Raw genomic sequence first — 3,596 nt, 5'->3', positions numbered from 1 at the left:
TTTTTTTGTGCGCCCAGCATGGGCGCACTCTAGTGGGTGCAAGTCCCACCGCAAGTTGATCACAGCGAGCGAAGCGAAGCGCAACTGCATGAGGGCGACCGAGTGTGGGGAGGAAGCGTGGAGCGAAACTGCGAGCCGATGAACAAGAACCGGATAGAAGGCGGTGCCGTCCAGGGCGAGCGGGCAAAAAGCCGCGAAGCTCTCGTGATCAAGGGGCGGCGGCGTAGATCCGGCGGCTGTGCAGTGAAGGAGTGCGTTCTTACCTGGGGAGATCCCGCCTCATGCCTGAAAGGGCAACGGCGTCGAGCCGGAGCGGGAAGTCAGCAGAGGCCGTAGTAGTCACAGGATAAGCCGGTGAGGTGGAAGCTGGTGACGAAGGGCCGAACGGAAAGGAGTGTCCAGCGTTATGTCGATGCGGCAGGCAGTGCGTCAGATGCCCGTGCAAACGGGGCGAGCGAGGGAAGCGCGCGGTGAAGCTGCGCGCGTACCTGCTAGCGACGAAGCCTGCTGCCCGCGACATGAATCCGGGGACACAGGGTCAGCGCTGCTGGAAGCGGCTCTGACGAGAGAGAATCTGAAGCAGGCGTTCAAGCGGGTACGGGCTAACAAGGGAGCCGCTGGCGTGGACGGTCTGGACATTGACCAGACGTCGCGTCATCTGGTGACGGCGTGGCCTGCGATCCGTGAACAATTGCTGAAGGGCACGTACCGGCCCAGTCCGGTACGACGGGTGGCGATCCCGAAACCGGACGGAGGCGAGCGTGAGCTTGGCATCCCGACGGTGACGGACCGGCTGATCCAGCAGGCACTGCTGCAGGTGCTGCAGCCAGTTCTGGACCCTACCTTCAGCGAGCACAGCTACGGCTTCCGGCCCGGACGGCGTGCGCACGATGCGGTGCTTGCCGCGCAATCGTACGTGCAGTCGGGACGGCGAACCGTGGTTGACGTTGATCTGGAGAAGTTCTTCGACCGGGTCAACCACGACATCCTGATCGACCGTTTGCAGAAACGCATTGGGGACGCCGGAGTGATCGGGCTGATCCGGGCGTATCTGAACAGCGGCATCATGGCTGACGGGGTGGTCCAGCAACGGGATCAGGGCACGCCGCAGGGCGGACCGTTATCCCCGTTGCTGGCTAATGTTCTGCTTGATGAGGTGGACAAGGAACTGGAGCGGCGGGGCCACTGCTTCGCCCGCTACGCTGACGATGCGAATGTGTATGTTCGCAGCCGTCGTGCGGGCGAGCGGGTGATGGCGCTGTTGCGACGCCTGTATGGTCGGCTGCGCCTGAAGGTCAATGAGACCAAAAGCGCCGTGGCGAGTGTGTTTGGTCGCAAGTTTCTGGGCTACAGCCTGTGGGTAGCTGCGGGCGGTGTGGTCAAACGCAAGGTGGCGGCCAAACCGCTGCTGGCGTTCAAACACCGCATTCGAGAACTGACCCGCCGCTCTGGCGGGCGCGGCATGCCCGAAGTGGTGGAACGGCTACGGGCTTATGTGTTGGGATGGAGGGCGTACTTCCGGTTGGCGCAAACGCCCGGTGTGTGGTTGGCACTGGACGAGTGGTTGCGTCACCGGCTGCGGGCTATCCAGCTTAAACATTGGCGCCGGGGCCCGACCATCTACCGGGAACTTCGTGCGTTGGGGGCGTCGGTCGACGTTGCGCGACAGACGGCGGCGAGCAGCCGCCGTTGGTGGCGTAACAGCGCCCAGTTGCTCAACAGCGCCCTGACCATCGCATACTTCGACCGGCTCGGCGTACCTCGTCTCTCATAACCTCAACTTCTCGAACCGCCCGGTGCGGACCCGCATGCCGGGTGGTGTGGCAGGGGTACGGCCTCATGGCCGTCCCCTATGCCGATTTGCGTGCGCCGCGCGCGCCTATGCGCGCGAGCCCGCTGGAACGGGCGGTTTCGAACGATCGGGGATAATAGGGATCTGATGCGTGGAGCGGACGGACAAAAAAAAGCGCCACGGAGACCGTGGCGCTGAAAAAGTTCTAGCCATTCCGAGGGCCGTGCTAGAACCTGAGAGACTGCGCGAAACACCGTTGCCGGTTAAACTCCTGAAACGATGTTTCGAAAACGTGAGACATTCTTTCCGTTTCCGCCCGACAAGTCAAGCGGTATTTGCACCGGGTTCTTCACTTTCCGGCAACGCTGCTTTGAGCGTTTTCCTAATAAACCAAGGGTGAACCCGTAAAATGTCATCGAATGAACGATTCACCCCGGGAACATGCATCTTTTGACAATCATCGTACGATATCAACAAAATTGAAATCGAGTTTCGGAAATAGAGAGAATCCCTCGTGTCGACATCTGTAACGCCTCCCGCGCCCCGAGAACGCGAATCGTCGCCCGACGAGATCACGGCGCTCGCCCGCGGCCTCGCCGTGCTGCGCCGCATCGCCGCCGCCGACGCGCCGGTCAGCAACCGCGAGCTGACCGAACTGACCGGCATCCCGAAGCCCACCGTCTCGCGCATCACCGCGACGCTCGTCAGCGCCGGCTTCCTGTTCCAGTTGCCCGACAGCGAGCGCTTCGTGCTGACCGCGTCGGTGCTCGAACTGAGCCACGGTTTCCTGCGCAACTTCGACATCCGCGCGCGTTCGCGGCCGTTCATGATCGAGCTCGCCGAGCGCACGTCGCTGTCCGTGCACCTCGCCGTGCGCGACCGGCTCGACATGGTCGCGATCGACGTGATCCGGCCGCGCTCGGCCGTGCTCGTCACGCGCCTCGAAATCGGCTCGCGGATGGACATCGCGCGCACCGCGGTCGGCCGCGCGTATCTCGCGGCGCTGGAGGACGACGAGCGTCGCGCGTTGCTCGACGCGCTGCGCATGACGGCGGGCGATGACTGGCCGCACGTGTCGGCGCGCCTGAATCCCGCGCTCGACGAAGCGATGCGCGAAGGCCATGCGCTCGCGATCGGCGAATGGCGCGAAGGGCTGAACGCGGTCGCGGCCGGCTTCGTCGGCCCGTCGGGCCAGCGCTACTCGGTGAACTGCGGCGGCGCGGCGAGCCAGTGCTCGCCCGAATGGCTGCACGAACACGTGGTGCCCGCACTGCACGCCTGCATCGCGAAAATCACCCGCGAGATCGGCGGCGCACCTGCCCGGCGGGTCGGCCTGTAATCGATTCGTCGCCGTTCTGTCGCGTTCTGTAACGAGCGTAACCCGCCGAAAGATTGACCGCTGGACTGTAACGGGGACGGCACGTACGATCATGCCCATCGTCGCGCCGCATTCGCGGCGCGCACCGCTCTTTTCCCGCGCGGATCGGCAGGGACCGGACCGAGCCGGCCCTCCCGGCACCGCATGCCCACGCGCAATTCCGCGCCCGTTTCCCCCGGCACGCCGCGCCGTCTTCCTGACAGAACCCGATGGACAACCAACAAAAGCCCACGCCCCCTTCGAAGGATCCCGCCCTCGCCCCCCGCCGTCCGCGCCGCACGCTCGCGCTCGGGACGCTCGCGGTCGTCGTCATCGGCGGCCTGCTGTGGTGGCATCCGTGGAGCCGCACGCCGGCCGGCGCGCACGCAGCGGCCAGCGCGGCGTCCGGCGCCGCCGCGAGCGGCGGCGGTGGCGGTCATCGCGGCC

The 3,596-nt window shown here is 65.1% G+C and carries 2 protein-coding genes and 1 pseudogene; all 3 read left to right on the top strand.

The annotated features are described in order from the left end of the window. Positions 1 to 406: 406 nt before the first annotated feature. The gene (ltrA, locus tag O1Q03_RS39770; protein ID WP_269504403.1) at positions 407 to 1,774 is read left to right on the top strand and encodes a group II intron reverse transcriptase/maturase; all 1,368 of its coding nucleotides are present in this window, start codon (positions 407 to 409) and stop codon (positions 1,772 to 1,774) included. A gap of 532 nt (positions 1,775 to 2,306) precedes the next feature. Then, the gene (locus O1Q03_RS39765; protein WP_269511594.1) at positions 2,307 to 3,131 is read left to right on the top strand and encodes an IclR family transcriptional regulator; all 825 of its coding nucleotides are present in this window, start codon (positions 2,307 to 2,309) and stop codon (positions 3,129 to 3,131) included. A gap of 248 nt (positions 3,132 to 3,379) precedes the next feature. Beyond that, positions 3,380 to 3,596, top strand: a pseudogene (locus O1Q03_RS39760) (MdtA/MuxA family multidrug efflux RND transporter periplasmic adaptor subunit); the annotation flags it as partial.

The sequence above is a fragment of the Burkholderia sp. IMCC1007 genome (assembly GCF_027257875.1).
Taxonomy (GTDB): Bacteria; Pseudomonadota; Gammaproteobacteria; order Burkholderiales; family Burkholderiaceae; genus Burkholderia.
This window is presented reverse-complemented; position numbering and strand designations above follow the sequence as displayed.

Bases quoted from the DNA above. Each gene is read 5' to 3' on its own strand.
- ltrA (WP_269504403.1), top strand. From the start codon at position 407: ATGTCGATGCGGCAGGCAGTGCGTCAGATGCCCGTGCAAACGGGGCGA.